This window comes from Sphaerisporangium rubeum (genome assembly GCF_014207705.1).
In the GTDB taxonomy this organism is placed as follows: Bacteria; Actinomycetota; Actinomycetes; order Streptosporangiales; family Streptosporangiaceae; genus Sphaerisporangium; species Sphaerisporangium rubeum.
In genome coordinates this window covers 7,454,583-7,480,167 of record NZ_JACHIU010000001.1, presented here as the reverse complement: position 1 = coordinate 7,480,167, position 25,585 = coordinate 7,454,583, and the positions used below count along the sequence as shown (strand labels likewise).

Genomic DNA, 25,585 nt, shown 5'->3' with positions numbered 1-25,585 from the left:
GCATTACGTCTCCCCGTTCGGGGGGATTGTCGCGCTTGGGGTGTCGCTGGGGATTGGCGTCTCACTCGGAGAGGGGGTCGGTGTGGGTGTCGGAGTAGGGGTCGGCGTCGGTGTCGGACTGGGGCTCGGCGTGCTCCGTGGGGAGGGCTCCGCCGTCCTGCCTACCGTAGCCGACCGTGACACCGACGGCCTGACAGGCGTCACCGATCGTTGTGGACGAGATGCGGATGGAGAGGCGGCCGGGGAGGTCCTGACGGGGGACACCTCGGTCACCGGCTGCGCCGAGGTGCTCGGCTCCCCGTCGCCGAACTCGGGAAGCGCACCCGCCGTCAACGCGCCGAAGCCGACCGCAGCCGCGCACCCCGCCGCGGCCACCAGGCCGATGGCGGTGACCTTCCCGCGCCGCCGCGGCCGTCGCGCGGGTGCCGGGCCCACGGGCCGGGTGCCTGCCGGGGGACGGCCGATGCGCGTGGTGCCGTGCCGCTCGGCGGCCTCGGCGGCGTACAGCGTGCCGGAGGTGGCGTGCTCGGCGCGCGGCGCGGGGATGCCGGCCGGGTCGGTCAGCGTGCTCAGGTGGGCCGCGCTCGGCGTGGCCAGGGAGTCGCGCAGCACCATCGCGCGGTCGGCGACCTCCTGGGCCGTGCGCGGCCGGTGGTCGGGGCTCTTGGCGAGCATGGCCGTCACGAGGTCGCGCACCGGCGGCGGCACCGAGGCCGGCAGCGGCGGCACCTGCTCGTTCAGGTGCATCAGCGCGATGGCCACCTGGTTGCCGGCGGAGAACGGCGGCCGGCCGGCCAGGCACTCGTATGCGACCACGCCGAGGGAGTACACGTCGGTGGACGGGGTGAGCGTGCTGCCGGACGCCTGCTCGGGGCTGACGTACTGCGCGGTGCCGAGCACGGTGCCGGTCATGGTCATGCGAGCGCCTTCCAGGGCCCGCGCGATGCCGAAGTCGGTGATCTTGATCATGCCGGTGTCGGTGACCAGCACGTTTCCTGGCTTGACGTCGCGGTGGATCACCCCGGCCCGGTGCGCCGTGTGCAGCGCGCGAGCGGTCTGGCCGATCACGTCGAGAGTGACCTCGGGGCTCAGCGTGCCGGCGCGGCCGAGGATGGCCGACAGCGCCTCACCCGGGACCAGCTCCATGACGAGGTAGGCGATGTCGTCCTGCTCGCCGTAGTCGAAGACCTGCGCGATGCCGGGATCGTTGAGACCCGCGGTGATCCGCGCCTCGTTGCGGAAACGCTCACGGAACTCCGGGTGCGCGGCGACGTGCTGGCGCAGCACCTTGACCGCGACCTCGCGGCCGAGCAGCCGGTCCACGGCACGCCACACCTCACCCATGCCGCCGGCCGCGATGCGGCCGGTCAGCCGGTAGCGGTCGCTGAGCATGCGGTCGGCGAACGTCACCGGTCGAGCACCGCCTGCATGACGTCGCGCGCGATCGGCGCGGCCACCGCGCCGCCGGTCGCGTCGTTGCCTGCGCTGCCGGACTCGACGAACACCGCGACCGCGACCTTCGGGTCCTCGGCCGGGGCGAACGAGATGAACCACGCGTGCGAGGGGGCACCCGGCGCGGTCTCGGCGGTACCGGTCTTGCCGGCCACCGTGACGTTCGGGATCTGCGCGGCGGTGCCGGTGCCGTTCTGCACGACACTGATCATCATCTGGCGCAGCTCGCTGGCGACCTCGGGGCTGACCGCCTCGTCGAGCTCCTCGGGACGCGCGGCGTCGATCTCGTCGTTGTCCGGCCCGACGATCTTGTTGATCAGGTAGGGCTTCATGACCTTGCCGTCGTTGGCGACGCCGGCGGCGACCATCGCCATCTGCAGCGGGGTCATCTGGTTGCTCTGCTGGCCGATGGCGGTCTTGGCGAGCGCGGCCTTGCCCTCGTCCGCGCCGATGTCGCTGCGCGCCACCGACAGGGGGATGGCCAGCGTCTGACCGACGCCGAACTTCGCCGCCTGCTGCTCCAGCTTGTCGTAGCCCATGTCCAGCGCCATCTCGGCGAACGCCGTGTTGCACGAGATGGTGAGCGCGTCGAGCAGCGACGCACGGCCACCGCACGACTCGCCGTGATAGTTGCGCAGGTAGGTGTTGGTGCCAGGGAGCAGCAAGGCGTCCGGCGCGTTCACGGTGCTGTTCACGTCGCGCGAGTCGTCGTCCATGAGGTAGCCGGCCGAGGTGACGACCTTGAACGTCGAGCCGGGAGCGTACGTCTTGGCGATCGCGCGGTTGATCAGCGGCTCGTTCTCGTCCTTGTCGAGCTTGTTGTACGCGCGCGCCGCCTTGGCCTTGTCGGGGACCGCCATGGTGCCAGGGTCGAAGCTCGGCACCGAGACCATGGTGAGCACGGCGCCGGTCTTCGGGTCGAGCGCCACGACCGCGCCGCGCTTGCCGCTCTGCTTCAGGTCGCGGTACGCGGCCTCCTGGGCCTTCGGCACCAAGGTGAGGTCGACGTCCGCGCCGCGAGGCGGCTTGTTGGTGATGAGGTCCACGGTGCGGCGCACGAACAGGTCGGGGTGGGTGCCGTCGAGGTACTTGTTGGCCGCCGACTCGATGCCGCGCTCGCTCTCCGGCGCGAAGAAGCCGAGGACCGGCGCGTACACCGGGCCGTCGGTGTACTTGCGCTGGAACCGGAACGTGCCGCCGGCGTCGACGGACTTGGCCAGCGTCTGGCCACCCGCGGTGATCATGCCGCGCTCGTACTGGTAGCGCGCGAAGAAACTGCGCTGGTTGCGGTTGTCGGCGCGCAGATCGTCGGCCTTGACGGCCTGCAGGTAGTTGATGTTGAGCATCAGCAACCCGAACATCAGCAGACATGCCACGGCCATGCGCTTGACGGTGTTGTTCATCGCTGGAACACCTGCGTCAGTCCCTCGTCCTGGATCGCCTGCGGCGGCGGGCGGCGGGCGGCGTCCGACATGCGGACCAGCAACGCGATGATGATCCAGTTCGCGAGCAGCGCCGATCCGCCCTGTGACATGAACGGCGTGACGAGGCCGGTCAGCGGGATCAGGTTGGTCACGCCGCCGACGATGATGAAGACCTGCCACGCCAGGGTGAACGACAACCCGCCGGCGAGGAGCTTGCTGAACGGGTCGCGTGCGGCCGTCGAGGTGCGCAGGCCGCGTTCCACGATGAGCGCGTACACCATGAGCAGCGCCATCAGGCCGGTCAGGCCGAGTTCCTCGCCGGTCGCGGCGAAGATGAAGTCGGAGAACGACAACGGGATCAGCTGGGGGTACCCCTGGCCGAGGCCCGACCCGAGGATGCCGCCGGACCCCATGCCGAACAGGCCCTGCATGAGCTGGTAGCTGCCGCCGAACTCGCGGTCGTAGAGCGCGGGGTCGCTCGGGTTGAGGTAGACGTCGAAGCGCGCGCCGACGTGGCTGAACAGCTGTCCGGCGACGATCGCGCCGCCGAGGAACAGCAGCAGGCCGATCAGCACCCACGAGGTGCGCTGCGTCGCGATGTACAGCATCGCGACGAAGGCGCCGAACAGCAGCAGCGAGGTGCCGAGGTCCTTCTCGAGGACCAGCACGCCGACGCTGACGACCCAGGTGATGAGCACGGGGCCGAGGTCGCGGGCCCGGGGCAGGTCGATGAAGAGCAGGCGGCGGCCCGCGAGGGCCAGCACGTCGCGCTTGGCCACGAGGTAACCGGCGAAGAACACGACCAGGGCCAGCTTGGCGAACTCGCCGGGCTGGATGCTGAAGCCGCCGACACCGACCCAGATGCGTGCGCCGTTGATCTCTCTGCCGAGCCCCGGGACGAGGGGCAGGATCAGCAGCCCGAGGCCGATGAAGCCGGCGGTGTACGTCATGCGCTGCAGCGCGCGGTGGTCGCGCAGCACGATCAGCGTGACGGAGAACATGACGATGCCGAGCGCCGTCCAGAAGAGCTGGTTGCCGGCGGAGGCCAGGTCGGAGTCGAGCTCGATGCGGTAGATCATGACGAGGCCGAGGCCGTTGACCAGCGTCACGAGCGGGAGGATCAGGGGATCGGCCCAGGGGGCGAACTTCGCCAGCACGAGGTAGGCGGCCAGCATGAGCCCGGCGAGACCGAGACCGTAGCCGAGCATGCCGGCGGGCACCTGGCCGTCGTGGCCGAGCCCGACGTTGGCGTAGGCGACCATGACGATGGCCACGGCGAAGGAGAGCATGACGAGCTGCGCCCCCCGCCGTTTGGCGGTCATGGGCACGGCCGCGACGTCGACGGCACTCACCTAGGAGGACCTCGTGGCGCTGGGGGAGGCCGACGGCTGGGAGGGCTTGTCACCGCCGGCGGCCGACTTGGCCTTCAGGTCGTTGATCTTGATCTGTCCTGCCTGGAGGTTGGGGACGGGGATGCCGCGCCGGACCTGCTCACGCTCGGGTTCGGGGATCGAGGACAGCAGAAGTCCCGTGCTCTGCGCGACGGAATTCAGTTGGATCGGTCCGAGGCTCGTGTCCACCCCGCGGAACAACACTAGCTCGTCTCCCTGAGCGCCTACGTAGTACTGCTCCTGCGTCCACCGGTAGCCGTAGTACCCCCCGCCTCCCACCACCACGGCCATCAGGCCGATCGCGGTCACCGCGATCGGCCACAGACGCCGGCGCTTGACACGCCGCGGGGCGGCCACGGCGCTCGCCGCCGGGCCGCCCACGGGTTCCTCGCCGGTGTCGACGTCCACGATCACCGGCTGCGGGGCCGTGATCGTGGACGCTCGCCCCGCCGGGGTGTCGGGAGGCTGGGATCGCAGGCGGTTGGAGCCCGCGGCCCCCACCACGGCGGCGTCCCCCGCCACGACCTGACCCTCTTCGATCTCGACGACGTCGGCGACGATGCAGGTGATGTTGTCGGGGCCCCCGCCGCGGTTGGCGAGATCGATGAGCTGCCTGACCACCGTCTCCGGCTCGTCCACCGTGGTCAGCGTGTGGTGGAGCGTCTCGGCGCTCACCACGCTGGACAAGCCGTCGGAGCACAACAGGTAGCGGTCGTTGATCTGCGCCTCACGCAGCGACAGGTCGGGGTCGACCTCGCCGCTTCCGTCGAGCGCTCTCAGCAGGATCGAGCGCTGAGGATGGCTCGCGGCCTCCTCCTGGGTGATCCTGCCGTCGTCGACCAGCGACTGCACCAAGGTGTGGTCGTGGGTGATCTGGTAGAGCTCACCGTTGCGAAGGAGGTAGGCGCGGGAGTCGCCGACATGGACCAGAGCGACACGGGTGCCCGACCACAGCATCGCCGTGAGGGTCGTGCCCATGCCCTTGAGGCTGGGGTCCCGGCCCACCATCTCGTGCAGTTTGCGATTGGCGTCGCGCACCGCTGCCTCGATGGCGCTGAGCAGGTCCCCCCCGGAGGCGTCCTGGTCAAGGGACGACATGGCGGTGATGGCGACCGAACTGGCCACCTCACCGTGAGCGTGCCCACCCATGCCGTCTGCGACGGCGAGCAGGCGCGGGCTCGCGTACGCCGAGTCCTCGTTCCCTTCGCGGAGGAGGCCGACGTCCGAGCGGGCGGCGTAGCGGAGTGCGATTGTCATTTGCGCAATTCGATGACGGTTTTGCCGATGCGAATCGGAACACCGAGATGCACCGGCATGGGGCGGGTGACTTTGGAGCGGTCGAGATATGTGCCGTTGGTCGAGCCGAGATCTTCCACGATCCACTGACCGTCCTGCGGGAACAGCCGGGCGTGCCGGCTCGAAGCGTAATCGTCGCTGAGTACCAGCGTGGCGTCATTAGCCCGACCGATAGTGATTGGCGTCTCCGAGAGGTTGATGATGGTTCCTTGCAGGGGACCACCGGTAACGACCAGTTGTCGCGGCTCCCCCTTCTTGGGCTTGGCCGGTTGACGTGCGGGTTTGACCGGTTTTCTCGCCGCCACCGTGGCCGGCTGCCGTGATCCGAACAAGTCTGTCCTGATCACGCCGACCGCGGCAATGACAAAGAACCACAGCACCGCGAGGAACGCGAGCCGGATCAGCAGCAGCGTGAGCTCGGACATGGACCGTCTGTCTACCCTTAATCGCGCCGGAACACCAGGGTCGTGCGTCCAAGGGTGACACGTGTGCCGTCCTGGAGCTCGATCCTGCGTACCGGCTGGCCGTTGACGAAGGTGCCGTTCGTTGAACCGAGATCGACGAGGGAGACCATGTCACCCTCGACCCTGAGCTCGGCGTGGTGCCGTGAGACGCCGGGGTCCACCAGCCGCAGATCGCAGTCGGTGCCCCGGCCGAGGAGCGTGACCGGCGTGGTCAGCTCGTAGGACCGCTGGCCCTGCGGGTCGTCCTGTGTGGACACCAGCAGGCGCGGACGGCCGCCGAACGCGCTCGGCCTCCCAGGGACGTGGTCGCTGACGGGCTGCCTGATCTCGTCCTGCTCCACCGTGGCGCCACGGATGACCCCGGAGCGGATGCGGAACAAGCCCACCGCGAGGTCGTCGGCGGTCTCGAAGCGAACCCGGACAGGTCCCACGAACGAGTACCCCTGCTCCTTGGCGTACTCCCTGGCGAGGTTGGCGAGCTCGTGGCCGATGCTGTCGGCGTACACCTCCAACCGCTCACTGTCGGTCGGTGACAGCTCCACCACGAAGTCGTTGGGCACGAGAGTGCGGCCCTGAGCGACGATCGCGGCGCGTTCGTCCATCTCCCTCTGCACCGCGCTGGCGACCTCGACCGGCTGAAGGTCAGACTTGAACGCCCGCGCAAAGGCCCCCTCAACCAAGCCTTCGAGCCGTCGCTCGAAGCGCTGAAGGACTCCCACCGGGTACCTCCCTTCCTCCATCGTCTAGGAGGATCGTATCCGGGTTCGGTGGCATGCACGGATCCGTGCTAGCCTTTCCACGCACTCAAAAAAGGGCGAGTGGCGGAATGGCAGACGCGCACGGTTCAGGTCCGTGTGTCCGAAAGGATGTGAGGGTTCAAATCCCTCCTCGCCCACACGGTCTCCCGGCGGGTGAGTGATCACATCCCTCCCGCTGCCTCTCTCCACCGGCCTCTCGCCGCTCCACCCGATCTCGAAAAGATCTCCCTTCTTCGTCGTGCCCCGGCCGCCTCGCTCGTGCCGCATGTCTAGCGAGGCGGCCTTTCAGGTCACTTACCGGTCGCTTGCACGATCTCCGGCGCGCGGGTGTTCAGCAGCTCGCCGATCAGGTCGCTGAGGCTCACCAGGCCGGTCACCCGGTCGCGCGTGTCGGTGACGAACCCCAGATGCGCGCGCTCGGCCTGCAGCCGGGCCACCGCCTCGGGGATGGTCGTGGTGGCGGCGAGCCGCGGCGCGGGACTCATCATGTCCCCGGCGGTCGTGCCGGGATCCACGACGGCGCTGCGGACGTGCAGCACCCCACGTACGTCCTGCGGACGTCCGCCGTTGACGACCAGGCGCAGGTGGCCGCTGCTCGCGGCCACATCGGTGATCTCGGTGCCCGAGGCCTCCACCGGTACGGCGGCGGCACTGCCGATCGGCACCATCAGGCGCTCGACGGGCTGTGACTGCACCCGCAGCGCGCGGGTCAGCAGATCGTGCTCGTGGCGGTCGAGCAGGCCCATGCGCGCCGACTCACCGACCAGCATGGCGAGCTGCGGAGGGGTGCGGGTGGTCGCCAGCTCGTCCCTGGCGTGCACGCCGAACAGCCGCAGCATCGCGTTGCTGAGGCCGTTGAGCGTGGCGAGCAGCGGCCGCACGATCCAGGTGAACCCGCGGAACGGCAGCGCGAGCGCCATCGCGGCCCGCTCGGGGTGGGTCAGGGCCCAGGACTTCGGCGCCATCTCCCCCGCCACCATGTGCAGGAACGTGATGACGGCGAGCGCGATGACGTACGCCACCGCGACCTGCATGGACTCCGGCAGGCCGACCAAGCCGAACACCGGCGCGAGCAGGTGCTCGATGGCGGGCTCGGTGACCATGGCGAGGCCGAGGGAGCACAGCGTGATGCCGAGCTGCGCTCCGGCCAGCATGAGCGACAGCTCGCGCGCGTTGCGCAGCGCCGCGCGGCCGGCGGCGCGCGCGACGGGACCGCCTCCGGCGGCGGACTCCTCCAGGCGGTGCCTCCTGGCGGACACCACGGCGAACTCGGCGGCGACGAACAGCCCGTTGCCGATCAGCAGCACGACACCCAGAAGCAGGGCACTCACGGTGTTCATCGGGTCTCACCCCCGGTCACGGCGGGGTCGGCGACCCTGCGGGTCAGCCGCACCCGGGCCGGCACCCGCCGCTGCACCTCAAGGACGGTGAGCACGACGTCGGCGTCACCGGGGCCGTCTCCGTCATCTTCCAGCAGATGGTTGTCCGGTACGAGCGGCACCGTCATCTCGTCTCCCGGCTCGGCGAGCCGGCCGAGTCTCGCCATGACCAGTCCCGCCACGGTCTCGTAGTCCTCGCTCTCGGGAAGCCGCAGGCCCGTGGCGCGCTCGACCTCGTCGAGCCGCAGCGTGCCCGGCACGTCCCAGGTGCCGTCCCCCTGCTCCACCGCCGCGGCGGCGTCGGGGTCGTTCTCGTCCATCAGCTCGCCGACCAGTTCCTCGGCGAGGTCCTCCATGGTGACGAGGCCCGCCAGGCCGCCGTACTCGTCGATCACGCAGGCCGGGCCGCCTCCGGCGACTCGCATGCGCTCGCGCAGCTCCGGCAGCGGCAACGAGGTGGGGACCAGCAGCGGCGCGGTGCTGATCCGCTCGATCGGCACGTCGTGCGACGGCGCGCCGATCCATTCGCGCAGGCCCGTCACCCCGACGACGTCACCGTCGGGGCCGAGGACGGGGTACTGGGAGTGGCCCGCGGTGCGTACGGCGTCGAGCAGGTCGGACGCGGGACGTCCGGCGCGCAGCGACACCACACGGGGCCGCGGCACCATGACGTCCTCGGCGGTGCGGTCGCCGAACTCCAGCGCGCGCTCCAGCAGGTCCGACAGCCGCTGCGACAGGTCACCGGAGGCCTCGGACTCGGCGATGATCCGGGAGAGCTCCTCCGGCGTGGCGCCGTGCTCGATCTCCTCGACCGGCTCGACGCCGACGCGGCGCAGCAGCCGGGTGGCCGCCGCGTCGAACAGGCGGATCACCGGCCCGGCCACCGCGAGGTACGCGAGCGTCGACCGGGACAGCCACTTGGCGAGGACCTCGGGTCGCGCGATGCCGAGGTTCTTCGGCGCCAGCTCGCCGAGCACCATCTGCACGGTCGTGGCGATCACCAGGCCGAGCGCCACGGAAAGGCCGCGGATCGCGGCCTCCGGCACGCCGGCGGCCGTCAGTACCGGGCTGATCAGCGGGGTGAGTGCGGGCTCTGTGACGAAGCCGACAAGAAGCGTGGTGACGGTGATGCCGAGTTGCGCGCCGGAGAGCATGAACGACAGGCGGGAGGTGACCCGCAGTGCACGGTCCGCGGCGGCGTCGCCTGCCGCGGCCTGTTCCTTGAGCGCGGAGCGGTCGGCGGCGACGTACGCGAACTCCTGAGCGACGAAATATCCCGTCGCGAGTGTGAGGAGGAACACGGCCGACAGGCCGACAATGCTGTTCATCGGTCTGCCGCCCCCGGTTGAATCTGACCCGTGCCTGTGCACGGGCGGGTACTCCACGGGTCCGGAGCGGACACGACTGTCCTTTCACTAGAGGTCGTCGTCAACCGTAACGGTCGAGGGGTACCCGATTGTTTCCCGGGGGCTCAAGATTGGTGACTTAGTGTGACTCTGCGTACTTTTACATGAGAAAACTGTGGTGACGGAGCCCCCGAACGGGGAGCGCGGCGTAACTTCGAAGCACGGGTACGCGGGGGGCTCCCGTCGCCGAACCATGAACGACAAAGGTGGACGATTATGGCGGGAGATCGGCCGGGGACGCCCGACGAGGCAGGCGAGGCGACCCGGGCGGTACGGCGTCCGGCAGGCGGAGGCGCCCCTGATCCGTGGGCCGCTCCTCCAGGCGCCGGCGAGGCCTACGCCGCGGGACAGCCCGCGTACCGGGTGCCAGGGGGGTCGGGGAGAGGACACGGCGACATCGGGGCCGACGCCACCCGGCAGGAGGCCCTGCCAGGACAGGCGCCACCACTGGCGTCCCCGGCAGGCGGCAGGTCGAGCGGCAGGTCCAAGGTGTACGGCAAACCGCGCTCCGGCAGTGCCCCGGTACGGCCGCTGCCCGGCGGCGCGGGACCCGGCGCACCCGGCCAGACCCTGGCGTCCGACGGCGGGCCACGGAAGCCGCGCCGCACCGGCCGCATCGTGCTGCGGGTCGTCGCGGTCCTGGTGGCGCTGGTCCTCATCCTCGCCGTCGGCGGCTTCTTCTGGATCAGCTCGCGGCTGCGCACCATCGACGCGCTCACCGACTACGAGGGCCGTCCCGCCGCCACCCCAGGCGAGGACTGGCTGCTGGTCGGCTCCGACAGCCGCGCGGGCCTGACCAAGGCGCAGCGCAGGAAACTCGCCACCGGCAAGGCCGTCGGCAAGCGCACCGACACGATGATGCTTCTGCACGTGCCGGCCGGCGACGGCAGGCCGACCCTGGTCAGCCTGCCCCGTGACTCGTACGTGCCGATCGACGGCCACGGCAGCGACAAGCTGAACGCCGCCTACGCCTTCGGCGGCCCCAAGCTGCTGGCCAAGACCGTGGAGAAGGTCACCGACATCCGGATCGACCACTACATGGAGATCGGCTTCGGGGGGTTCGTCGGCATCGTCGACGCGGTCGGCGGCGTGAACATCTGCGTCAAGCAGGACATCGACGACCCCAAGGCCGGTATCAACCTGAAGAAGGGCTGCCAGGACATGGACGGCGGCACGGCACTCGGGTACGTGCGCACCCGCAAGACCGGCGCCATCCCCGACTTCGACCGCACCCAGCGGCAGCGGCAGTTCTTCTCCGCGGTGGTCAAGAAGGCCGCGAGCCCCGGTGTGCTGGTCAACCCGTTCCGGTCGGTCCCGCTGGCCGTCAGCGCCACCGACTCGGTCGCGGTGGACCCCGGCACCGGCGTCTTCGACCTGCTGTCCCTCGGCCTCGCGATGAGCGGCGACCCGATCGCCACGGCGGTCCCCATCGGATCCCTGCCGACCATCAACGGCGCGGCCGTGGTCAAGTGGGACACCCAGCGCGCGTTGCGCCTGTTCAAGGCCCTGGCCGAGGACAAGCCGGTGCCGAAGGACGTCATCGCCAAGTAGGTTTCCGCGCGGTCGTAAGCACTCCGTAATCGCGGACCGCGCCGATCGCGAGCCGTCACGTGCTCTGCTGGAGCATGTACGGCTCGCGCCTCGCGGAGGGAGGGAGCGAGCGTCCGGCACGCACGTACGGGACGCTCGCGGTGCAGGATGGACGTCAGGAGAATCGCGCGTCACCCGGTGACCTGGGGGGCCGCCGCCGTGCTCGCGCTGGCTCTCGCCGGTGCCCTCTACCTGTTCCAGCCCTGGCGGTTGTTCACGACCGTCTACGTGGCCGAGCCGGTGCCGACGGCCGAGGCGGCGCCGCCGGCGGCGTCAGGGGACGGGTCGGTCGCGCCGGTCGCCGAGCCCACCAAGTCCGGCAAGCCGGCCAAGCCCGCCGGCCCCGAGGTGGTCGCCACGGGGAAGTTCATCTCGCACGAGCACGCCACCACAGGTACCGCCAAGGTCCTGAAGCTCGCCGACGGCCGGCGGGTGCTGCGCATCGAGAACCTCGACACCTCCGACGGCCCGGACCTGCGGGTGTGGCTCAGCGACCAGCCGGTCAAGGAGGGTACGGCCGGGTGGCGTGTGTTCGACGACGGCGCCTGGGTGGAACTCGGGAACCTCAAGGGCAACAAGGGCGACGCCAACTACGCCATCCCCGCGGACGCCGATCTCGGCGAGCTGACCAGCGTGACCATCTGGTGCCGCCGGTTCGCGGTGTCGTTCGGCGCCGCCGCGCTGAAGGCCTGACCAGCGGGAGCGGCATCACGGCGCGGCGGTTAGGGTGAGGCCATGCCGGAGCTTCCCGAAGTGGAGTCGCTCGCGGAGTTCCTCCGCGAGCGGGCCGTCGGCCGTGTGATCGCGGCGGTCGAGGTGGTCGCCTTCCAGGCGCTGAAGACCGTGGACCCGCCGGTGTCGTCGCTCGGCGGCCTGACGGTGACCGGCGTGGCGCGGTACGGCAAGTTCCTCGACCTCGACTGCGACGGCCTGCACTTCATCACGCACCTCGCCAGAGGCGGCTGGCTGCGCTGGCGCGACGACCTGACCGGCGCCAGACCGGTGCGGCCCGGCAAGAGCCCGCTGGCGGTGCGGGTGCGCCTGGCCCCCGGGGACGACGGCCTGGCCCCCGGCTTCGAGCTGACCGAGGCCGGCACGCAGAAGCGCCTCGCCGTGTACGTCGTGCGCGACCCCGCCGACGTGCCGGGTATCGCGAGCCTCGGGCCCGACCCGCTGGCGTCCGACTTCACCGCCGAGGCGCTCGGCGCCATACTCGGCGGCAGCCGCACCCAGATCAAGGGCCTGCTGCGTGACCAGAAGGTCATCGCCGGCATCGGCAACGCCTACTCCGACGAGGTGCTGCACGCGGCTCGCATGTCCCCCTTCAAGATCGCCGGCTCGCTCACCGAGGACGAGACGGCGCGCCTGCACGAGGCCATCGTGACCACGTTGCGCGAGGCGATGGAGCGGTCACGCGGCATGGCGGCCAAGGACCTCAAGGCCGAGAAGCGCTCGGGCCTGCGTGTGCACGGCCGTACCGGCGAGACCTGCGCCACCTGCGGCGACACGATCAGGGAGGTGTCGTTCGCCGACTCCTCGCTCCAGTACTGCCCCACCTGCCAGACCGGCGGCAAACCCCTGGCGGACCGTCGCATGTCCCGCCTGCTCAAGTAGCCGGCCCCGTGTCCCGGCGCGCGCACGGCCCACGACCCGCGACAATGGTGCGCATGAACGTGCCAGAGATCGAGGCCGGACAGGTGCCGGAGGACGTCTTCCTGCTCGACGTGCGCGAGCCGGAGGAGTGGCGTGCCGGTCACGCACCCACCGCCGTGCACATTCCGCTCGGCATGCTCCAGCAGCGGGTCGACGAGTTGCCGGCCGGCGTGCCGGTCTACGTGGTGTGCAAGGTCGGCGGCCGTTCGGCGAACGCCGCGGCGTGGCTCAACCACATCGGCCGCGAGGCCGTCAACGTCGGTGGCGGCATGATGTCGTGGGCCGCCGCGGGCCGTCCGATGGTGGCCGACCACGAAGGTAAGCCTTTCGTGGCCTGAGGTCTGACGACGGCCGGTCAACTTTTCCGCTGAGTGCCGCGTCTCATCCTTTATGGGACTTTTCTTACGCGGCACTGCTGCGGCCGTCGCCTTGCTCGTCACCACGGAGCTCGTCTCCACGGGGTCGGTCGCGGCCCAGGCCGCGGCGCCGGCCGATCAGTGGAGTCTCGTCCGTGACGACCGCCGCGACACCTACGATGCGGTGACGGTGACCCCAGGTGGCGCGGCCTGGGTCGCGGGGACGCGGCGCACAGGCAGCGGCAAGACCGAGTCGCTGTTGCTGAAGGGCCGGACCACCTTCAAGCGCGTCACCGGGCCCGGCTTCCGGGTGAAGCGGCTGACATCGGCGTCCGACACCAGGGTCTGGGCCTTCGGCACGTCGCGGTACGCCAGGTGGGACGGCAAGCGCTGGCTGGTCAAGCCGTGGCGCCACGGCCGGATCGATCAGGCGTACTCCATCGGCGCGAACCTGTGGGTCATCGAGGACTCCACCACGTTCCCGTCGGCCGGCAAGACCGGGTGGAAGGCGCGGTCCACGGTGCGGCGCCTGGTCGGGTCGACGTGGCGCAAGGTTCCCACGCCGATCGTGGTCAAGGGAATCGACGCCAAGTGGGCCGTCGGCTCGGCGCGCGGCAAGGCGGCCATGGCCCGCTGGGACGGCAAGGCCTGGCGCACGTACGCGATTCCGGCGGTCCCGTCCGCGCACCGGGGTCAGATCTCGGAGCTGACCGATGTCGCGGTCGACGGTGAGACGGGCCGCATGGTGGCCGTCGGCTGGGCCGCCTGGCCGTGCGGCGGCGCGTCCTTCTGCGGTGAGACGCTGCTGCTGACGGGCTATCCCAACAGCTTCACCTACAAGGTCCGCACCGAAGCGGGGTTCCAGCCGCGGGCTCAGGCGGTCCCCGACCACAGAGGCGGGGCCTGGGTCGTCTACACCAAGGGTGGGGTCGGCAGGTTCCTGCACGTCCGCACCGATGACAGCGAGTCGGATTATGTCGAGTCAGGCGTCCTTCCTGCCCCGGCGGGCCGGAAGACGTTCGTCCGTGACCTCGCCGTGCAGCTGGAGAGCCGCACCGTCTTCGCCGTCGGCGGGGCACCCTCCGGCCGTCGCGACGGCCTGATCTGGGCCTACGGCCGCTGAGGCGGGCTACCGGTGGCCGATCGTTAACGAATAGGGCATCATGGGGGCCGAGATGGGATGATCCATCCCATCTCGCCACAAAATCCAACGCGGGAGCTCGGGCGGAACCGGGCTGAGAGGGCGGCTCCTCTACGGAGGCGCGTCGCCGACCGCATGAACCTGTCCGGATAATGCCGGCGTAGGGAGTGTGCGATGTCGCCTGCCGTCGACGAGGCCCCGCTGACCCTCGACGAGGCCCCGCCGAAGACGCTCGGCGCGTTCGACCAGGGGGCATTCTGGGCCAACCTCGGGGTGAGCCTGCTGGGGTTCTCCGGGGCCCTGCTGCTGCTCGATCCGCTCGGCGGCGCTCCGCTCGGGCTCGGCGCGGCGGTGCTCGCCGCCGTGGTGGGGAGCCTGATCGGCACGACGATGGTCGGGCTCGCCGCCGTGCCGGGTGCGCGCACCGGTGCGCCGGCGATGGTGCTGCTGCGCGGGCTGTTCGGCGCGCGGCTGTCGTACGTGCCGACCGTGCTCAACATCGTGCAGATGTTCGGCTGGGGTGCGTTCGAGCTGTGGGTGATCGCCAACGGAGCACAGGCGATCTTCGGGGACGCCGTGCCGTACTGGGTGTGGGTGGTCGCGGCGGGAGTGCTGACCGTCGCGCTCACCATACGGCCGCTCGGCATGATCCGCCTGCTGCGCCGGTTCGTCACGGCCGGCGTAGTGATCGCGATGGTGTGGCTCACGGTCGCGCTGGTGCGGCAGGCGCCGAGCCTCGGCACCGGGAGCTGGCACTCCTTCGCGCCGGCGGTCGACTACGTGATCGCGCTGTCGGTGTCGTGGGTGCCGGTCGCCGCCGACTACGCGCGCCACTCGCGGTCCGGCCGCGCCGCGTTCGGCGGGGTGGTCACCGGGTACACGATCGCGCAGGTCGCGTGCCTGGTGCTCGGCATCCTGGCTCTCGCCGTGGTGGGGAACGACCCCGACCGGGTGTGGGAGGCGTTCGTCGCGGTGCCGCTCGGCGGGCTGTTCTTCGGCGTGCTGGTGCTGCGCGAGACCGACCAGTCGTTCGCCAACGTCTACTCCACCGCGATGTCGCTGCAGAACCTCATGCCGCGCGTGGACCGGCGGGTGCTGTCGGTCGTCGTCGGCGCGCTGACCACGGTGATCGCGCTGTTCGCCGACGTGAACTCCTACGGCGCGTTCCTCGGCGTGATCGGCGCGGTGTTCGTGCCGATGTTCGCGGTGCTGGCCGTGGACTACTTCCTGCTCGGCGGGGCCGCGCGGTGGGACACCTCGTCGGGTGCGCCGTCGCGGTGGCTGATGGTCGTGCCGTGGGTGCTCGGCTTCGTGGCCTACTGGGTCGTGACCGCGAGCCCGACCGTCGGCTGGTGGGACGCGGTGTGGGCCGCCGTGCGGGACGCCGTGGGCTTCGAGCACCAGCCGTGGATGAACGCGGCGCTCGCGGCGTTCGCCGTCGCCGCGCTGGTGACGTACCTCACACGGCTTCTTCCAGGCGGAGCAGCAGTTCCTTCGCCGCGGGACCGCCGGCGTACCCCCCGAGACGGCCAGGCGCCTCGATGACCCGGTGACAGGGGACGATCACGCAGACGGGGTCGGCGGTCAGCGCGTTGCCGATGGCGCGCAGCGCCTGCGGCCGGCCCATGCGCTCGGCGATGTCGGGGTAGGTGGTGGTGCCGCCGTACGGGATCGCCATCGTCATCTGGAGCACCGTGCGCGCGAACGGCGGGGCCAGCCGCAGGTCCACGGGGACGGTGAACGTGCGCAGCCTGCGGGAGAAGTACGCGTCGAGCTCGCGCCGCACCGGGTCGAGCCGGCGGGGGTCGGGCCCGATGAACGTGCCGAGAGCGCGGGTGACGCGCGCGAAGACGACGTGCTCGTCCTCGTAGCTGCACGCGACCAGGCCGCGCGCGGTCACCGCGAGCGCCAGCCGGCCCACCGGGGTGTCGGTCATGCCGAACGCGACCTCAGGCGGGGTCTCGCCGACATAACCGGGGGCCGTCAGCCGCACCAAGGCCTCAAGGTCGCCCGCTGTCATGACCAACCCCTCCCGGTCCCGCTACCGGCAGCGTAGCGGAGCGACAGCCGCAGGCGGCCCTTGGACGTACGGCGGCATGTCGCCGTACGCCGTGGTGACCGCCTCCGGACGGCCTGTGCGAGGAATGCAATGATTCGCACAACGAAACCCGGCGAGACGGAGGCGGAAAACAGGCACGATGGAGGTCATGAGCGACGACAGCGATCAGACGGTGGCGAACGCCGACGATGGTCTCGCTCGCGCCGTCCTCGCCTGTTCGGCCGGCGCCGTCGTCGCGCTCGACCGCGATCTCGCCGTCCTGTCCTGGAACCCTGCCGCGGAGCGCCTGTTCGGCTGGCGGGCCGCGGAGCTGACCGGCCGGCGTGCGCCGATCGTCCCCGACGAGCTGATGTCCGAGCACAACGCGGTGCTGGAGCGGGTGCGCACCGGCGGGCCGGTCTCGCTGCGCACCAAACGGCTGCGCAAGGACGGCGCGCTGCTCGACGTCGGTGTGGACATCAGCGCTCTGCGTTCCGACGGCGGCGCGCTGCTCGGGTACGTCGGCGTCTACCACTCCGTCGAGGAGGACCGCGCCGCTCGCGAACCCGGTGCGCGCAGGGACCGGCTGGTGCGGCGGCTCACCGACGTCGTGGCCGACATCAACGCCGAGCTGGACCTGACGCACGTGCTCGACCGCATCGCCGAGAGCCTGACCGAGCTCACCGGAGCGGACGCGGGGGGCTTCGTGCTGATCGAGAACGAACGCCTGCGCCTGGTCAGCACGCACGGCCTGCCGGGTGACCTGCGCGGCGCCACCGCCGACCTGCGCACCAGCCTGGTCGGCAAGCTGCTGCGCACCGGCAAGACCGTGCTGCTGGAGACCGGCGACCAGGCCATGCTGGACGAGCTGATCTGGTCGGAGCTGCCGGGCCTGCACACCATCGCGCTCGGCGTCGCGGCGGTGGGTGGCCGGCCGTACGGCGCGCTGTACGCGCTGTTCGCGCAGCACAAGGCGGGGCACGTCGAGCTCGAACTGCTCGAACTGCTCGCCGGCCACGCCGGCATCGCGCTCGGCAACGCCATGGCGTACCAGGACGCCGTGCGGCAGCGCGCGCACGAGCGCGCCGTGGTGGACGCCAGCGCCGACGGCATCGCGGTGCTGGACGAAGCCGGTTCCGTACGCCAGTGGAACCCCGCGGCCGAGGAGCTGACCGGGTCGCCGGCCGCCGAGGTCATCGGCGGCCGGCCGCCGTTCCCCCTGCCGGCGCCTGGCGAGAAACTCACCACCCAGCTTCCTTCCGGCCGCTGGCTCGACGTCGTGAGCGCCGAGATCGTCGAGACCGCCGAGGTGGTGGTCGACTTCCGCGACGTCACCCGCGCCAAGGAGCTGGAGGAGGCCAAGGACCTCTTCCTCGCGACCACCAGCCACGAGCTGCGCACCCCGATCACGGTCGTGCAGGGCTTCGCGAGCACCCTCGACGCGCGCTGGGACAAGATGTCGGACGTCGAGCGGCGCTCGGCGGTGCGCACCATCGCCGAGCGCTCACGTTCACTCGGCAGGCTGATGGACCATCTGCTCCTCGGCGCGCGGGCCGGCGCCAAGGAGCTGCAGGTCCAGGTGGAGAGCTTCGACCTCGGGGAACGGGTGCGGGCCGCCACGCTCGGCATGCCGGCGCTGTCGGACAAGCACCGCGTCGAGGTCGACATCCCCCACGGACTGCCGTGGGTGGACGGTGACACGCTGGCCACCGACATACTGCTCGGCCAGCTCCTGGAGAACGCCTTCAAGTACTCGCCGGACGGTGGGCTGATCCGGGTGTCGGTCTGGCGGGACGGTGACCGTGTCGTGGTCACGGTCGAGGACGAAGGGGTCGGCATCGCGCCGGACGACCGCGACCGGGTGTTCGAGCGGTTCGTGCAGGCCGACAGCGGCGACCGGCGCAGGTTCGGCGGCGTGGGACTCGGGCTGTACATCGCGCGCAGCCTCGCGAGGGCCCAAGGCGGAGACGTGACGGCGCATCCACGACCCGGCGGTGGCACGCGAATGCGTTTCGTGCTCGGCGCCACCCGCGCCTATATCGAATCCGACACACCTAAGCGGTAACAAGCCGGTCACAGTTGTATTTGCTTAATCTCGTTTCCTTACAAGGTGTGATCGCGGCGCGGTTTCCCCGCTCAGTCCAGCGGGCATTTCGGTCTTACTGGGATGTGTTTCCTCCGGGGGAATGCAGGGATCGGGGAAGTGAGGGCGTCGTGCTGTTGCCGTATGCGCCGACCAGCGTCGCGATAGCCCGGAGGAGACTCAGCGCTGATCTCGCGGACCACGGCGTGTTCGACGCGGCCGTCGAGGACGCCGTCCTGGTGGTCAGCGAACTGCTCAGCAACGCGCTGCGTCACGCGCATCCGCTGCCGTCCGGGCAGATCATGGCCACCTGGGACTGGGCCGACGATCACGTCGAGGTGACGGTCAGTGACGGCGGCGCCGCCACCGAACCCCGCGCGGGACGTCCGGCGCTCTCGTCGCTCGGCGGACGCGGCCTCGGCATCGTTGAGTTTCTCGCCACGCGATGGGGTGTGCGGCACGACGGGGAGGTCACCACCGTCTGGGCTGTTCTGCCGGCCCCCGCCGCGGTGCTGGAAGCCCAGATAGCGTCGTCCGAAATGGGGATTTTACGGGAGTGCGGATAGCCGTTCCCTGCTGATCGGGCACGACATGCACCGCGGCCCGCCACGGCCGCTGCCGAGTTCGCTCCCCGCGATCCTGATCACCTTGATCCCGGCCGCCTCAAGGCGCGCGTTGGTCTCCACGTTGCGCTCGTACGCCACCGCGACCCTCGGGGCCAGCGCCAGCGTGTTGTTGCCGTCGTCCCACTGCTCGCGTTCCGCCGTCACCGGGTCGAGGCCGGTGTCGATCACCTTCACCCGCTCGACCCCCATCGCGCGGGCCGCCGCGTCGAGGAACGGCCGCGCGTCCGCGACCCGCAGCTCGTCACCGCTCATCGTGACCGCGTGCGCCTGCAGCGAGTACGCCACCGGCGGGTACATCACCACGGTGTCGGCATCGACCATCGTGCAGATCGTGTCGAGATGCATGGTCGCACGCTGCTGTGCGATCGGCACCGCCAGCACCGTGTGCGCGAGCCCCGTCGCGAACACCCGCCGGCACAGCCGCTCCACCCCCGCCGGGGTCGTGCGCTCACCCGTGCCGACCGCGATGACACCCGGCGCCATCAGCAGCACGTCACCACCCTCCAGGTGCTCCAGCCACGGCTCGTACAGGTGCTCGACGCCGGCGAACCTCGGATGGTGGGTGTAGATCAGCCGGGTGAGCAGGCTTTCCCTGGCACGGGCCGGCATGGCGAGGCTGGTCACCGCCACACGGTCGCCGATCCACACACTGGAGTCCCGGGTGAACAGCAGGTTCGGCAGGGGGTCCACGACGAAGTCGTGCCGGTCCATCAGGTCGTACACCAGGCCCCTGCCGGTCTTCAGCTCCTCGCGCGCGAGGCCCGAGATCAGGGTCTGGGCCAGGTCCTCGGGGTCGAGGTCCTCCAGGTGCCGCCGGGTGAGCCGCGCCAGCCGGTCACCGAGCTGCCGGTCCGACAGCACCGCGGGGATGATCTCCTCACGGGCCTCCTCGTACTCCAGGGTGTCCTGCAGCAGCTCGGTCAGGTACAGCACCTCGACACCGTGGTCGCGCAGCGCCTCGGCGAACGCGTCGTGCTCCTCCTGTGCCCTGCCGACCCACGGGATCGCGTCGAACAGCAACTTGTCGTTGTTGCGCGGAGTGAGCCGTTTGAGTTCGGCACCGGGCCGGTGCAGCATCACCGTGGCCAGCCGTCCGACCTCGCTGTCGGCTCCGTTCATGGTCAGGTCCTCCCCGCTCTTCTCGACACCTCACGGTAACGCCGGCGGCGCCTCCCGCAGGAGGGCAGGGGAGGCGGTCTAGGCGGGCCGGGGGTGGAGCAGCGTGCGCTCCGCCGCCGTCCATGCCGTGCTGACCAGCAGATACAGCCCCGCGGCCAGGGGGACGAACGCGGCGAACACCACAGTGAGGAACGGCATCAGCCGCAGCGCACGGGGCCGCACCTCCCCCATGCGGCGGGACGTCACCCACGCCACCACCGCGAGCAACACGAACAGGCCGAGGAAGACCAGCGCCGGCGCGCCGAACAGCCCGCCACCCGCCACCGCAGCGGCGAAGTGCTGGCCGAGCGGCACACCGAGCGCACTCTGCGCGAGCAGCAGATTCGGATGGCCCGCGATGGTCACGGACACGAACACGCGGTAGGTGACCAGGAAGAACGGCGCCTGCGCGAGCGCCGGGCCGAGGCCGGCGAACATCGACGTGCCTTCCGCGCGGTACAGCGCGGAGGTCTCCCTCAGCAGGCGCTCGGGGTCGCGCGCGTAGCGCCTGCGCAGCGCCTCGACCTTGGGGGCCAGGCGCAGCCGTGCCTTCACGGCGGACGCCTGGCGCACGGCCAGCGGCAGGAGAAGAGCGCGCACGGCCAGCGTGAAAAGGACGATCGCCAGGGCAGGGCCGGTGAAGGAGCCGAGGCCGGTGATCAGGCGGTAGGCGGATTCGAGTACGAGGTCGAACATGACGGAAGGTCCCTTCGTCGGGGGGATGGACACGACGAAAGCACCCACCGGGAACCGGCATGGGGAAGTGGACAGGCCTCAGCGGGCCGGAGCCGTGCCGGGACGCGCGGCGGGTGCGGGACCCGCCGACGGCGCTCTCGGACGAGGACGGCCCGCCGCGGCCGGATGGCGCAGCCGTACGAAGGGGACAGGCTCGGCGTGCCGGCGCGACCACGCCGCCGGGGCCGCCGCGACCGGGGCCACCGGCCGTACGGCCCAGGCGATCAGCAGCAGGGTGACCCCCACCAAGCCGACGGCCGCCAGCGTCGCGGGGCCGGACTGCCCCGCGACGAGCTGCGCGAGCAGCGCGACGGTCGCGTCGAGGAGAGTGGTCACGGTGCCTTTCCGGCTACCTGGAGAGCTTGCCGAACACCGTGACGGCGGCGACCACGACGAACCCGATCACGGCGATCACGAGCAGTACCTTGACGATGCCGAACAATGCGGGGATCAGCAGTCCGAACACCACATAGAGCGCGAGCAGGACGCCGAGGATTGACAACACGATGCGGGCCATAAGCAGAAGGTACGTCGCGGCGGGCCCCGCCGCGAGAGATCGGCGAGATCGTGACCTTGACCAGGCCGGTTCATCCGGCTTACGAAGTGGTGACGGAGTTCATGGAACGCACCACATCGGCTCTACGGTGGAGACACGGGCCACAGCGGTGGCCCGGCGAGCGAAGGCGCTTCCCATGGCTCAGACCACAGTTCTTCATGTCACCCGGTGGACCGGTGGTCCGCCGGAGCATCGCGGCGAGATGGGGGAACGATGAGCGCGGCGCCGCCGGCCCGGATCCTGGTGGTGGACGACGACCCCACCGTCGCCGAGGTCGTCGTCAAGTACCTGGAACGCGACGGCCACCAGGTGGACAGCGTCGGCGACGGCGCCGAGGCCCTGCGCCGCGCGCTCGCCGACCCGCCTGACCTGCTCGTGCTCGACCTGATGCTGCCAGGCATGGACGGCCTCCAGGTCTGCAGGAAGCTCAGGGAACGCCGGCCGGTGCCGGTCATCATGCTCACCGCTCTCGGCGAGGAGATCGACCGCGTCGTCGGCCTGGAGACCGGCGCCGACGACTACGTCACCAAGCCGTTCAGCCCTCGTGAGCTGGCACTTCGCGTGCAGTCCGTGCTGCGCAGAGCCCGCGGCGCACTGGTCACCACCGGCACGGGAGTGCTGCGGGACGCCGACCTGGTGGTGGACGTCGGCGCGCACGAGGTGCGGCTCGGCGGGCAGGAGATCACGCTCACCGCGCGTGAGTACGATCTGCTGGCCCACCTCATGCGCAACCCGCGACAGGCGTTCAGTCGCGCCGCGCTGCTCAACCAGGTGTGGGGGTGGTCGTTCGGCGACTCCTCCACGGTGACCGTCCACGTACGGCGGCTGCGCGAGAAGATCGAACCCGATCCCACCGCGCCACGGCGCATCGTCACCGTGTGGGGTGTCGGGTACCGCTACGAGCCGGTGGCCCCGTGATCCTGCAGATCATCGCGGTCACCGCGGGCCTCGGCCTGGTGATCGCGGTGCTCGGCCTCACCGTGCTGTGGCTGCTGCGGGGACGGTCCATCGGGGTGATGCTGGCCGTGGTCGCGGTGGTGACCGTCGCCGCGACCCTCGCGGGGGTCGTGGCGATCACCATGGAGATGATCATCGATGGTCACCCCAAGGACGTCGTGCTCACCGTGGTCGCCATCGCCGGCCTCGTCGGGATCGGCGTCGCGCTCGTCGTGGCCCGTCAGGTGGTCGCCGCCAGCCGGAAGCTCGTCACCGCCGTCGAGGAGGTGCCGGCCACCCTCGACTTCACCCCACCGCAGGGCCCGCTTCCCGCCGAGCTGCGTACCATCGCGCACGCGCTCGACCAGGCGTACGCGCGGCTGCGCGCCGCACGCCAACGGGAACAGGCACTCGAAGGCGCGCGCCGCGAACTCGTCGCCTGGGTCAGCCACGACCTGCGGACCCCGCTCGCCGGCATGCGGGCCATGGTCGAGGCGCTGGAGGACGGCGTGGTGGACGACACCGCGACCGTCAGCCGGTACCACAACCAGATCAGGCTCGAAGTCGACCGCCTCGCGCACATGGTGGACGACCTGTTCGAACTGTCCCGCATCCACGCCGGCGCCTTGCGGCTCAGCCCGCGGCGCGTCGGCCTCGGCGACCTGGTGGCCGACGCGCTCGCGGGTGTCGAGGCACTGGCGATGGCCAAAGGTGTGCGGCTCACCGGCGACACCCCTCCGGTGCTCCCCGTGTACGCCGACGCCGCCGAACTCGGCAGAGCGCTGCGCAACCTCGTCGTCAACGCGATACGCCACACACCGCAGGACGGCGCCGTCGTCGTGCGGGCCACCGCCGACGACGCGACCGTGCGGCTGTCGGTCGCCGACGCCTGCGGCGGCATCCCCGAGGACGACCTACCACGGGTGTTCGACGTCGCCTTCCGCGGTGAGGCCGCGCGGACCCCTGGCCCCGATCGCGGCGCGGGGCTCGGTCTCGCCATCGCCAGAGGCATCGTCGAAGCGCACGAAGGCGCCATCGCCGTCGTCAACGAAGGGCCCGGGTGCCGCTTCGAGATCAGCCTCCCCCGAGCGGCTTCGCCGGCCTGAGCCGTTGTCGCCGGCCGGCTCCGGCAAGGTGTCCAGCGCCTCGCACATGGCGCGGAACGTCGGGCACGGCCAGCGCCACATGCAGCTGCGGCACCGCAGGATCGGGTGGGCCGCGTCACTGGTGATGCCGCCGGCGTCCCGCGGCTGATGCAGGTCGAGCAGGCGCAGGCCGAGCTCGGAGAAACACTTCAGTTCCGTGCGGGCCCCGGCCAGCAGGTCGAGATCGTCCACCGTGAGCCGCGTCCTGATCGGGACGTAGCCGTCGCGGTTGAGCAGCGGCCGGAGCGGAAGAGCGGCGTCCCCCCAGGCGCGGGCCCGCTCCGACCGGCCGAGTATCGTCTCCAATCGCCGCCGCATGCCGCGCCGCCGGGGATCCTCAGGCGGTTCGGTCTCAGTAGGCACTTGAGTGTTCATTCGCGCTGCCGGGCCCGTCGTGGTCCAAGCCCGCCCCTCCTCTTCCACGTGACGACCGGAAGTGGAGGTTCCGGGCCTTCCCCCCTTCCGGCCGAGCCGATGTCGCATAGCGTCAAGCTTTGCGTACGCAGCGTTTCGATGTCCTCGGAACGGGGGACAACAGGCTGACGACTCTTCGGTTATCGCGGTAGAACGTGACCCGGCGGCGGTACGGCGCTAGTGTGCCCGCTGTGGAGCTCAAGGTCTCGACTCGATCACATGCCGGCCACGCTATCTTGACGGTCGTCGGCGAAATCGACCTATATACCGCGCCTCGTCTCCAGGCGGAATTCACCCGCCTGCTGGAGACCGGCCCCGACCGTGTGGTCATCGACATGTCCGGCGTGGAGTTCTGCGACTCCACCGGCATGAACGTCCTCCTGTCCGCGCTGAAGCGCATGCGCGAACGCGGCGGCACCCTGGAGGTCGCGTCCCCCCGTCCAGCCGTGCGGAAGATCCTCCAGGTCACCGGCCTGGACTCGGTCTTCACCGTCCACGACACCCTTCCCACCACCCCCGACTGATCCACCCGCTCCCTCCGTCCGTACCACGGCGCCGTCCCGCACCGGCGCCACGACCCTCCGTCGGCGAGGCCTGCTCACGCCACGCCGCCACCAGGGTTCCTCAGACGTGCCATCAAAGGTCACGACCGTCCCGTCCGTCTGCCGACCACGCCTGACGTCCCCAGCGTGGCCGGCGTCGTTGTTTCCCGGGCTCGGAACGGGCCGGGGCCGGTACGGTGAGGGCGGGCCTCGCGATCGATGCGGGGTGGTGCGGGAGCACGAGGAGGGCGGGGTCATGAGCGGTCCGCAGGGCCGGCGCGGGGTCGCTGTGGTCATCCCGGCCAAGGACGAGGCGGACCGGGTCGGCGCCACGGTCGCGGCCGCGCTCACGATCCCCGGTGTTGAGCTCGTCGTGGTCGTGGACGACGGCTCGGCGGACACCACCGGCAAGGTCGCCAAGGCGGCCGGGGCACGGGTCGTGCGGCACGGACGCAACCGCGGCAAGGCCGCCGCCATGGAGAGCGGCGCCGAGGCCGCGCGGCTGTTCGACGAAGGAGAGCCTCGCCATCTGCTCTTCCTCGACGCAGACCTCGCCGGGACCGCGGCCGCCGCCGCGCCACTCGTCGCTCCCGTGGTCGCCGGTGAGGCCGACCTGACCATCGCGAACTTCGTCACCCGCGTCAAACTCGGCGGCCACGGCTTCGTCGTCCGCCTGGCCAGAGAAGGCATCCGCAGAGCCGTCGGCTGGGAGGCCGCACAACCCCTCAACGGCCAGCGCTGCCTGACCCGAGCCGCCTTCGAGGCGGCCCGCCCCCTGGCGCAAGGCTTCGGCGTGGAAACCGCCATGACCATCGATCTGCTACGCAAAGGCTTCCGCGTCCAAGAGGTCGAGGTCGAGATGACCCACCGCGCCACCGGCACCGACTGGCACTCCCAACTCCACCGCGCTCGCCAATACCGCGACGTGACCCTGGCCCTGGCCCGCCGCACCCCCCTGACGACCCTCCTCCCCACTTCCCGTCACTGACCGGCACCTCCCGGCCCGGTCACACTCGGCGGCACGCCGAGCAGTGCGGATGTG

General features: G+C 70.7%; 25 protein-coding genes, 1 tRNA gene and 1 riboswitch. Of the genes, 13 read left to right on the top strand and 13 right to left on the bottom strand.

Annotated elements, in window-relative coordinates; genetic code table 11:
• Positions 1–3: 3 nt before the first annotated feature.
• Genes BJ992_RS31880 through BJ992_RS31855 form a run of 6 tightly spaced genes read right to left on the bottom strand, consistent with a single transcriptional unit; the run spans position 4 to position 6,746 of the window.
• Positions 4–1,410, bottom strand: a complete 1,407-nt coding sequence (locus BJ992_RS31880) for a serine/threonine-protein kinase (protein WP_343072956.1) — start codon at positions 1,408–1,410, stop codon at positions 4–6.
• A complete protein-coding gene (locus BJ992_RS31875; RefSeq protein WP_184987317.1) occupies positions 1,407–2,855 on the bottom strand; it encodes a peptidoglycan D,D-transpeptidase FtsI family protein in 1,449 nt (482 codons plus the stop codon). Before BJ992_RS31875 ends, BJ992_RS31880 begins: the two co-directional genes overlap by 4 nt.
• Entirely contained in the window at positions 2,852–4,198 is a 1,347-nt protein-coding gene (locus BJ992_RS31870) for an FtsW/RodA/SpoVE family cell cycle protein (protein ID WP_184989446.1), read from the bottom strand. Before BJ992_RS31870 ends, BJ992_RS31875 begins: the two co-directional genes overlap by 4 nt.
• A gap of 30 nt (positions 4,199–4,228) precedes the next feature.
• Positions 4,229–5,524, bottom strand: coding sequence for a Stp1/IreP family PP2C-type Ser/Thr phosphatase (locus BJ992_RS31865; protein WP_184987315.1), 1,296 nt, complete (start codon positions 5,522–5,524; stop codon positions 4,229–4,231).
• Entirely contained in the window at positions 5,521–5,988 is a 468-nt protein-coding gene (locus BJ992_RS31860) for an FHA domain-containing protein FhaB/FipA (RefSeq protein ID WP_184987313.1), read from the bottom strand. Before BJ992_RS31860 ends, BJ992_RS31865 begins: the two co-directional genes overlap by 4 nt.
• A 17-nt stretch (positions 5,989–6,005) precedes the next feature.
• Entirely contained in the window at positions 6,006–6,746 is a 741-nt protein-coding gene (locus BJ992_RS31855; RefSeq protein WP_184987311.1) for an FhaA domain-containing protein, read from the bottom strand.
• Positions 6,747–6,839: 93 nt separating this feature from the next.
• Here BJ992_RS31855 and BJ992_RS31850 point away from each other — a divergent pair.
• A tRNA-Leu gene (locus tag BJ992_RS31850) sits at positions 6,840–6,922 on the top strand.
• A gap of 153 nt (positions 6,923–7,075) precedes the next feature.
• On the opposite strand, the gene BJ992_RS31845 is transcribed toward BJ992_RS31850, so the two are convergent.
• Entirely contained in the window at positions 7,076–8,125 is a 1,050-nt protein-coding gene (locus BJ992_RS31845; protein ID WP_184987309.1) for a hemolysin family protein, read from the bottom strand.
• The gene (locus tag BJ992_RS31840) at positions 8,122–9,492 is read right to left on the bottom strand and encodes a hemolysin family protein (protein WP_184987307.1); all 1,371 of its coding nucleotides are present in this window, start codon (positions 9,490–9,492) and stop codon (positions 8,122–8,124) included. The genes BJ992_RS31845 and BJ992_RS31840 overlap by 4 nt, the downstream gene beginning before the upstream one ends.
• Before the next feature lie 294 nt (positions 9,493–9,786).
• On the opposite strand from BJ992_RS31840, the gene BJ992_RS31835 reads away from it, so the two are divergent.
• From BJ992_RS31835 to BJ992_RS31810, 6 genes are all read left to right on the top strand, one after another.
• On the top strand, positions 9,787–11,121 hold the full coding sequence (locus BJ992_RS31835; protein WP_184987305.1) for an LCP family protein: 1,335 nt from the start codon (positions 9,787–9,789) through the stop codon (positions 11,119–11,121).
• Between the two features lie 147 nt (positions 11,122–11,268).
• Entirely contained in the window at positions 11,269–11,853 is a 585-nt protein-coding gene (locus BJ992_RS31830; RefSeq protein ID WP_184987303.1) for a DM13 domain-containing protein, read from the top strand.
• Between the two features lie 42 nt (positions 11,854–11,895).
• Positions 11,896–12,774 carry an Fpg/Nei family DNA glycosylase gene (locus BJ992_RS31825; RefSeq protein ID WP_184987301.1) on the top strand — a complete coding sequence of 293 codons (879 nt, stop codon included), beginning with the start codon at positions 11,896–11,898 and terminating at the stop codon, positions 12,772–12,774.
• Positions 12,775–12,818: 44 nt separating this feature from the next.
• On the top strand, positions 12,819–13,151 hold the full coding sequence (locus tag BJ992_RS31820; RefSeq protein WP_184987299.1) for a rhodanese-like domain-containing protein: 333 nt from the start codon (positions 12,819–12,821) through the stop codon (positions 13,149–13,151).
• Positions 13,152–13,203: 52 nt separating this feature from the next.
• Positions 13,204–14,292, top strand: a complete 1,089-nt coding sequence (locus BJ992_RS31815; RefSeq protein ID WP_184987296.1) for a hypothetical protein — start codon at positions 13,204–13,206, stop codon at positions 14,290–14,292.
• Positions 14,293–14,371: 79 nt separating this feature from the next.
• A riboswitch (TPP riboswitch) is annotated at positions 14,372–14,494 on the top strand.
• Positions 14,485–15,855 (top strand): purine-cytosine permease family protein, encoded by a 1,371-nt coding sequence (locus tag BJ992_RS31810; protein WP_184987294.1) that lies wholly within the window; start codon positions 14,485–14,487, stop codon positions 15,853–15,855. It overlaps the preceding riboswitch by 10 nt.
• Here the strand turns inward: BJ992_RS31810 and BJ992_RS31805 are convergent.
• The gene (locus BJ992_RS31805; RefSeq protein WP_184987292.1) at positions 15,770–16,330 is read right to left on the bottom strand and encodes a methylated-DNA--[protein]-cysteine S-methyltransferase; all 561 of its coding nucleotides are present in this window, start codon (positions 16,328–16,330) and stop codon (positions 15,770–15,772) included. The two genes, BJ992_RS31810 and BJ992_RS31805, sit on opposite strands and share 86 nt — an antisense overlap.
• A 187-nt stretch (positions 16,331–16,517) precedes the next feature.
• Here BJ992_RS31805 and BJ992_RS31800 point away from each other — a divergent pair, with 187 nt between their 5' ends.
• Entirely contained in the window at positions 16,518–18,413 is a 1,896-nt protein-coding gene (locus BJ992_RS31800) for a PAS domain-containing sensor histidine kinase (protein WP_184987290.1), read from the top strand.
• 149 nt (positions 18,414–18,562) lie between these two features.
• Complete coding sequence (locus BJ992_RS31795) at positions 18,563–18,997, top strand: ATP-binding protein (protein WP_343072955.1); 435 nt, start codon at positions 18,563–18,565, stop codon at positions 18,995–18,997.
• Here the strand turns inward: BJ992_RS31795 and BJ992_RS31790 are convergent.
• The 4 genes from BJ992_RS31790 to BJ992_RS31775 all read right to left on the bottom strand — a co-directional run bounded on the left by BJ992_RS31790 (position 18,980) and on the right by BJ992_RS31775 (position 21,467).
• Positions 18,980–20,176, bottom strand: a complete 1,197-nt coding sequence (locus tag BJ992_RS31790) for an arginine deiminase (RefSeq protein ID WP_184987288.1) — start codon at positions 20,174–20,176, stop codon at positions 18,980–18,982. The genes BJ992_RS31795 and BJ992_RS31790 overlap by 18 nt on opposite strands.
• Before the next feature lie 78 nt (positions 20,177–20,254).
• Positions 20,255–20,911 carry a YidC/Oxa1 family membrane protein insertase gene (locus tag BJ992_RS31785; protein WP_184987286.1) on the bottom strand — a complete coding sequence of 219 codons (657 nt, stop codon included), beginning with the start codon at positions 20,909–20,911 and terminating at the stop codon, positions 20,255–20,257.
• A gap of 78 nt (positions 20,912–20,989) precedes the next feature.
• Positions 20,990–21,286, bottom strand: a complete 297-nt coding sequence (locus tag BJ992_RS31780) for a DUF6412 domain-containing protein (protein ID WP_184987284.1) — start codon at positions 21,284–21,286, stop codon at positions 20,990–20,992.
• Between the two features lie 13 nt (positions 21,287–21,299).
• Positions 21,300–21,467, bottom strand: a complete 168-nt coding sequence (locus BJ992_RS31775; RefSeq protein WP_184989496.1) for a hypothetical protein — start codon at positions 21,465–21,467, stop codon at positions 21,300–21,302.
• Positions 21,468–21,719: 252 nt separating this feature from the next.
• Here BJ992_RS31775 and BJ992_RS31770 point away from each other — a divergent pair, with 252 nt between their 5' ends.
• The 4 genes from BJ992_RS31770 (at position 21,720) to BJ992_RS31755 (ending at position 25,531) form a co-directional block, all read left to right on the top strand.
• Complete coding sequence (locus BJ992_RS31770; RefSeq protein ID WP_184987282.1) at positions 21,720–22,424, top strand: response regulator transcription factor; 705 nt, start codon at positions 21,720–21,722, stop codon at positions 22,422–22,424.
• Entirely contained in the window at positions 22,421–23,548 is a 1,128-nt protein-coding gene (locus BJ992_RS31765; protein ID WP_343072954.1) for a sensor histidine kinase, read from the top strand. The genes BJ992_RS31770 and BJ992_RS31765 overlap by 4 nt, the downstream gene beginning before the upstream one ends.
• A gap of 644 nt (positions 23,549–24,192) precedes the next feature.
• Positions 24,193–24,525 carry an anti-sigma factor antagonist gene (locus BJ992_RS31760; RefSeq protein ID WP_184987280.1) on the top strand — a complete coding sequence of 111 codons (333 nt, stop codon included), beginning with the start codon at positions 24,193–24,195 and terminating at the stop codon, positions 24,523–24,525.
• Positions 24,526–24,799: 274 nt separating this feature from the next.
• Positions 24,800–25,531 (top strand): glycosyltransferase family 2 protein, encoded by a 732-nt coding sequence (locus BJ992_RS31755; RefSeq protein ID WP_184987278.1) that lies wholly within the window; start codon positions 24,800–24,802, stop codon positions 25,529–25,531.
• The last annotated feature ends 54 nt before the right edge of the window (positions 25,532–25,585 follow it).